Below are 7248 nucleotides of genomic sequence, written 5' to 3' on the forward strand. Positions count from 1 at the left end.
AATAGCTTCATTACTATGACAATGGTGACGGCTAAGGTTGTCAAGTAGTTTTTTTCACTTCATCCAACGCACTGCCAGAAGTTTGTTATGCAAAAAGTTTATTGGGCTCTAATCAGAGAGAGGATTTTCTTACCTTTTCCTTGTTTTCGTTTTCATTTCTCACAATCTTTTTCCCACTCAATATATCTTTGATTTCATCTCCTGTTAAAGTCTCAAACTCCAGCAGGTTTTCAGCGATAAGTTCCAGATCTTTGCAGCGTTTGGTCAGTATATCCCTTGCCTTTTCATAGCATGAAGATACAACTCGTTTTACTTCCTCATCTATGAGCTTTAGAGTGTCTTCAGAAATTATATCAGAACCATGCACATTTTGTTCATGATTGTGATATATCGGCCCTATTTTGTCACTCATTCCCCATTTTGTTACCATAGCGCGTGATAAACCAGATGCTTGCTTTATATCCGAAGATGCACCGCTTGTGATTTTATCATAACCAAAAATTAGCTCTTCTGCTACTCTTCCACCCATAGCAACAGTTATGTCTGTTACCATCTTTTCTCTCGTGTGAGATACTCTGTCTGTTTCCGGCAATCTCATGACTAAACCTAGGGCTCTACCCCTTGGAATGATAGTTGCCTTATGTATCGGATCGGAGGCAGGCATATTAACAGCAACTATTGCGTGACCAGCCTCATGGTAAGCAGTGAGCTTTTTTTCTTCCTCTGTCATAACTAAGGAACGCCTTTCCACGCCCATCATCACTTTGTCACGTGCATATTCAAAATCATCCATAGTAACAATCTTTTTGTTTCTTCTTGCAGCAATGAGCGCAGATTCATTCACTAAGTTTGCTAAATCGGCACCTGAGAAACCTGGTGTTCCTCTTGCAACTGTTTTTACATTCACATCTGGTGCTATCGATATTTTCTTTATATGTGTATTTAATATCTTTTCACGCCCGTTTATATCAGGTAAAGAAATAGTGATCTGACGGTCAAAACGACCAGGTCTAAGCAGTGCTGGATCTAAAACATCTGGACGATTGGTTGCAGCAACTATTATCACACCTTCATTAGACTCAAAACCATCCATCTCAACTAATAACTGATTTAACGTTTGTTCTCTTTCATCATTGCCACCACCAAGACCAATGCCACGATGCCTACCCACTGCGTCTATTTCATCTATGAAAATTATACACGGAGCATGTTTCTTGCCTTGATCGAACATATCACGCACACGACTTGCGCCAACACCAACAAACATTTCGACAAAATCAGATCCAGAAATGCTAAAGAATGGCACATTAGCCTCACCTGCAATCGCACGAGCAAGTAGGGTCTTACCAGTTCCAGGAGAGCCAATTAAGAGGCACCCTTTTGGTATTTTTCCACCTAACACTTGAAATTTTTGCCTTTGTTTAAGAAAATCAACAATTTCTACCAATTCTTCCTTTGCTTCATCAATTCCAGCAACGTCGTCAAATGTCACTTTTTTTCCGCTAGTCATGAGCCTAGCTTTTGATTTGCCAAAGCTTATGGTTCTGTTGCCTCCTGCTTGCGTTTGTTTTAAAAGGAATAGTAATAACCCAATAAAAATAAATGTTGGGATCCATTGAATAAGTAACCCCCCAATGATGTTCATCGCAGAATCTCCAGTTGAAAAGGAGAATTTCACTTTTCTGTCATGCAAACTTTTTATTAAGTCACTATATATAACACCACTTGAGTTAAAACTTGACCCATCTCTAAACTTGCCTTCAATGTTCTGATTTTTTATTACAACGCTTTCTATGTCACTACCTTCCAGCCTAGTTAAAAATTCTGAAAAAGGTATAGTTGTTTTGCTTTTTCCTACATTTCCGCTGAACTGGATATATGCAACCGAAACAAGCACAACTATTACTAACCAAATTAGTAAGCCTTCTAAAAATTTTTTCATTGTTATTTTTGACTAAATATTAATTAAGTTTACCAGATTTTGCTTTATTATGCTATTAGTAATGCATTGAAATTTACCGTTATGGATATTTTCTTCATTATGATTTATATGAGAATAAGCCAGTATCTTTTCATCTTTTATCACCACAGGCAAAGAGTAAAAAACCTCAGAACAGCAGTTATAACCTTTTAAGAACTTAGGGATCTTATGTGCTTTCTTTAACGGAGCAATAATTACTGAACACTCCTGATCCCCAAGTATTGTGCAGCTGAATCTGTTATCCCATTCAACAGGCCCATTAAGTGGCAAACTTACGGATACTTCCTGTATTTTTGACGGCTCTCTAATTACCAATATGCTTTCTTTGTATTTCCTTATTTTACACTCAGAAAGCGTACAATGAAGATTGTTATCCTTTTGCAATATTTGGTTAAATATTGTAATAAGATTATTATATCTTGGCTTGTAGCGCTTACTGCTGATTACCATTATAGAATAGAGCAGAAGCCTCAAGGCTATTTCTTCAGGCAATTTATGAAATTCACCTAGTTTGATTTCAATGTAACCAAGATCATGAACATTAACACAGTCATTAAACGCAAGACGCGTGTAGTGTATCAACGCTTTTGCAGCTCTTTTCATGTGAAGAGCTGCGAGGCATATTCGCCCTATTAAAGTCTCTTGATTATCACTTACTTTAAGTAGGTTGCGGTATAACGTGCGCCTATATTTCAAATCTTGATTACTTCTGTCTTCAACCCATCTTAGCCGATGAAAGTTTGCATATTTTTCTATTTCACTACGACTAAAACTCAATAACGGTCTTATTATGCAAATCCCATCATTCAAAAGGGATTTGTAATCCATAGATGACAACCCATCTATGCCGCTACCACGTTCAAGCCTAAGTAAAAACGTCTCTGCTTGATCATCTTTATGATGAGCAATGAGTAGGTGCTTAACATTATTACTTTTGCACCACTTCGTTAGCAGCTTATATCGCGCTTTTCGTGCTTGTGATTGGACATTACCTTTAATATTTTGTTTCTCCCAGTTTAATATGAACGACTCCTCTACTCCAAGTTCTTTTGCATAATCTACAGTAAATTCAGCTTCCTCCTGAGACTCTGGACGCAACACATGATTTACTGTCAATGCTATAGGAATAGGATATTGTCTTTTTTTTGTCCAATTAATCATTAAATGCAATAAAGTTATACTGTCTATACCACCTGACACTGCAACTGCAACTTTATTGTTATGGATAGCAAAATCTTTGATTACACCTTGAAATAATGACTCTAATTCCATTATTCCTCTTGCATAATTTACTTTCTCAGGTCAATTATATAGAAAATAACACTTGTTAGTCCAACTGTGTTCTGTGTTCTTTTTTACCCTCCCTCCTTTGCTTTATACTATTCCAAGTGCCTTTATATTTAGTTATCCCAGTGCTTGACACTGGGATCTAGGTTTCAATGCAAAAACTATTTCTTTGCTTCAGAAAATGAGAACTCCACCCTACGATTTTTAGCGTGCTGTCTTTCATACTTGGAATTCTTAGAGTCGTCTTGCACATAAACTAAAGGCTCAGTTTCACCCCTAGAAGCAGTCTTTATTCTATTTTCTAGGTAAGGTGTACAACTAACCATAAATTTCTTAGCTGCACCTGCCCTTCTCTCGCCCAATGCAACATTGTACTCATGAGAACCACGATTGTCAGTATGACCAGTTACAGTAACCTTCATATCAGGGTTATTTTGCAATACCTCTATTACACTGAGCAATACATCTGCACCTGCCTCGCTAATATTAGATTTATCATAATCAAAAAAAACTCTTTTTCCACCTACCTGCTTAACAACAGAGTTCATTTTATTTGCTGTGCTCACTCCTTTCTTTGGACAAGAGCTTACACCAGTAAGCAGTAAACAAAAACAGCACATTACAACCAACCTACTCCACATCACTAAACCTCCATAAATTTTAAAATAGTGTGTAACTTTAAGTTTAGTATTTAATAATCTCTCTATAGCAGTATAGTCAAGAAAAATAAAACACTAAATACTTTTCTACAGTCTTACAATTGATTTTCTAATAAGGCGCTAGACTTTTGGTGGAAAAATCTAGTAAAGGCACAGAATACATAATTTTTTATTATACTTTGAGTAAATATACTTTTAACTTTATTATTAATCTATTACGATATTAAACAGATGTTTTCTAAAAAATGAACAAATATGAAATCTCATAAATTCCTAGAGGAAGTATTGTGTAAGATAAAGAGTATTGAAAATACGCTAAAAGTACTAAGCCAAAGCCAATTAAAAGTAGAAGACAAAGTTGAGCAAATGGGTCTTCTAGAAGAAATTAAACATGGAATTATTTCTCACGAGATAATAAAAGAATCATTAATAGAAGCAAGTGCTCTTGACAATAAAAAAAGGAGTGTTAGCAATCGGCAGCTAAAATTAATGGAGAGAATGCATAAAAGCAGCAGTGCTGTTCCTATCGATTTAGTAAAGTCTTTATCCCAGACCAAAGTTGAGTGCCAAAATTTATGGAAGCTATCTCAGTCTGAAACTAGCAGCTTGGAAAAGCTGAAGAAGCACTTTGCTGACCTGGTTAAGCTTGTTCGCGAAGTGGTTTCTATAAAATCGCAGCAGTTAAAATGCTCGAAATACGACTCACTGCTTGCTGACTATGATTTTGATATCACAGAAAAGAGCATAAAGGAAATATTTCCTAAGGTAGGCAAATTTTTTTGTGAAAGTGTAGATAAAATAATTGAAAAGCAAAAGAAAGACAAAGCTATTAATATGCAGAAAGTTGCTACTCAAAGGCAGATTGAACTCGGCTCGCTGTGTCTACAGAAAATGGGTATTACATTATACCATACTTCTTGTTATCACCCTATAGATTATAATGAATCTGATTTTTGTTGCGGTTTGTTTCTACTTTTACGATGTAGTGGTCATGAAATTTACCGAAGATGTTCAGCGCAAAATTCTATAAGTAGCCTAATTACAGAACACGTTATGTGTGAAACCCAAGGATTATTCATGGAAAGGGTGATTGGAACATCTAGAGAATTTATTGAGTTTATTCAACCATATATAAAAGAGAAATTTATCATAAAAGGTAAGAATAATACAAAATTTAGCAGTGTTGAGAATTTGTACTTGGTTTTCAATAAAATAAATCTTTCTTCCCTTTTAAAGAATGCGGATGAACTTAGTCTGTTAGCTCACATTATGCTGAGGACTAGATTAGAGCAGAATATAATAAATGGTACATTGGAGGTCAAAGACCTCCATGATGCATGGTTGGAAGGTATGAAGCATTATAAAATTCCAGTAAAAGCTAAAAATGAACTAGACACTTATTTTCAAGATGAATACTGGGCAAGCGGAATCATTGGATATTTTCCTATTAAAATTATGGCTTTAATTACCGCTATACAGATTTTTTCTTTCATTAAAAAAGATCATTACGAACTCTTAGGCGCTATAATGAAAGGAGATTTTAGTTTACTTATCAGTTGGTTATCTCAAAATGTATGCAATGCAAAGTATGGTTTTTCGGATTTACTAAAAAAACTAACAGATAAGGGGTTAGACGTTGAATGCTGTACTAATTACTTATCTGAAAAATATAATTTGTCTCAATAAAATGTCTTTTTGAGTTGTATATGAATTTTTTTCAGAAATTAACTAGAAACTTTTTCACTTTTAAAGGTTTATTTGCTAGCGATATTGCTATAGATCTTGGCACTGCAAACACTTTAGTTTATCAAAAAAATCAAGGAATAGTGCTTGATGAGCCTTCAGTTGTAGCAAGAATAAAGGAAAAAGGAAGCTATGTTCCTTATGCCTTTGGTAAAAAAGCTAAAATGATGCTAGGAAAAACGCCCGCAGAAATAGAGGCAATCAGGCCATTAAAAGATGGAGTCATTGCTGATTTTAAAAGTGCGGAAGAGATGCTGAAGTATTTCATACGCAGTGCAAATACAAAACTCACTGTTAACAAACCTAATATTATCATATGTGTTCCATCTGGGTCCACTCCAGTTGAAAGGCGTGCTATACAAGATGCAGCAGAAAGTGCTGGTGCAAATGAAGTATTTTTGATTGAAGAGCCAATGGCTGCAGCAATTGGTGCTGGACTTCCTGTTACCGAACCCGAGGGTTCTATGGTTGTTGATATAGGAGGCGGTACAACTGAAGTTGCAATTATTTCTTTAGGAGGAATTGTTTATTCACAGTCTTCCAGAGTAGGTGGCGATATTATGGATGAAGCAATAAAATCATACATTCGTGAAAACCATAAGTTATTGATTGGCGAAACAACAGCTGAAAAAATTAAGAAAAGCGTAGGTTCGGCTAACCTACCGGGTGAAAATAACAAAGAAGGAATGATGATTAAAGGTAGAGACTTAGTAAGCGGTATGCCAAAAGAAATGCTTTTATCAGAATATCAGGTTGCAGAGAGTTTAATAGAGCCTGTGCATCAAATAATTTCTGCTATTAAGACAGCGTTAGAGAGCACTCCTCCTGAACTTTCTTCCGACATAGTCGATAAAGGGATAGTTTTATCTGGTGGTGGTGGATTATTACGCAATTTAGGCAGGGTTATTAGTGAAACAACAAAACTGCCAGTGCGTGTAGCAGATGACCCGCTTTGCTGCGTTGTTCTAGGCAGTGGCAAAGTACTTGAAAACATCGATTATTTTAGCCACGTTTTATTTAAGCAAGATTAATTATAAGGTAGTTCATTTTACAGCAAACTCTATCTCAAGCATAGAGACATCATTTTAGTAGCGTAACACACAACTGCATGAACATTTTGATTTGAGCTTACCAGGAGGATGCCATATAAGTAGCCCTTTTCCTGTCATTCCAGCGCTTGAAGCACAGTTGTACAAACACTCTGCACTAGGAGGGTGTCATGCCAGTGCTTGACACTAGCACCCAGGAATTTTATTAAGTTGGTGAGTATAAAAGTTATGTTAAAATACAACGTTTTTGATGATCATGGAAAGGCTGAATCCAAGTGTCAGAGGACTGGATGACACCGTCTGTTACGCAAATTACCTGCTAATTGCAATGTTCGTATAACTGTGCGCGTGACGCTGGAGTCTAGTCTTTACTAGTTTTCTGATCTTAGTGTTGGGGCACTGTGATGACACCCCGTGGTGCTGGGCCGATACCATTCGTTGTAAAAATAAATGTTCGTCCATGAATTGCAACCAGCTATAAATATTTAAGAAACTTACTAAATGAAAAAAAAGGCAAAAGAAGGCTTGT

General features: G+C 36.1%; 5 protein-coding genes. 2 read left to right on the plus strand and 3 right to left on the minus strand.

Features of this window, described 5'->3' with window-relative positions; translation table 11 throughout:
• Positions 1 to 112 precede the first annotated feature (112 nt).
• The 3 genes from ftsH to IHO13_RS03805 form a co-directional block, all read right to left on the minus strand.
• Positions 113 to 1942 carry an ATP-dependent zinc metalloprotease FtsH gene (ftsH, locus tag IHO13_RS03795; protein WP_225538348.1) on the minus strand — a complete coding sequence of 610 codons (1830 nt, stop codon included), beginning with the start codon at positions 1940 to 1942 and terminating at the stop codon, positions 113 to 115.
• A 12-nt stretch (positions 1943 to 1954) separates the two neighbouring features.
• Positions 1955 to 3253, minus strand: coding sequence for a tRNA lysidine(34) synthetase TilS (tilS, locus tag IHO13_RS03800; RefSeq protein ID WP_225538349.1), 1299 nt, complete (start codon positions 3251 to 3253; stop codon positions 1955 to 1957).
• A gap of 176 nt (positions 3254 to 3429) precedes the next feature.
• Entirely contained in the window at positions 3430 to 3909 is a 480-nt protein-coding gene (locus IHO13_RS03805; protein WP_368666880.1) for an OmpA family protein, read from the minus strand.
• 273 nt (positions 3910 to 4182) lie between these two features.
• On the opposite strand from IHO13_RS03805, the gene IHO13_RS03810 reads away from it, so the two are divergent.
• Entirely contained in the window at positions 4183 to 5613 is a 1431-nt protein-coding gene (locus tag IHO13_RS03810) for a gluzincin family metallopeptidase (RefSeq protein ID WP_225538351.1), read from the plus strand.
• A gap of 20 nt (positions 5614 to 5633) precedes the next feature.
• Complete coding sequence (locus IHO13_RS03815) at positions 5634 to 6701, plus strand: rod shape-determining protein (RefSeq protein WP_225538352.1); 1068 nt, start codon at positions 5634 to 5636, stop codon at positions 6699 to 6701.
• Positions 6702 to 7248 lie beyond the last annotated feature (547 nt).

This window comes from Wolbachia endosymbiont of Mansonella perstans, assembly GCF_020278605.1.
Lineage (GTDB): Bacteria > Pseudomonadota > Alphaproteobacteria > Rickettsiales > Anaplasmataceae > Wolbachia.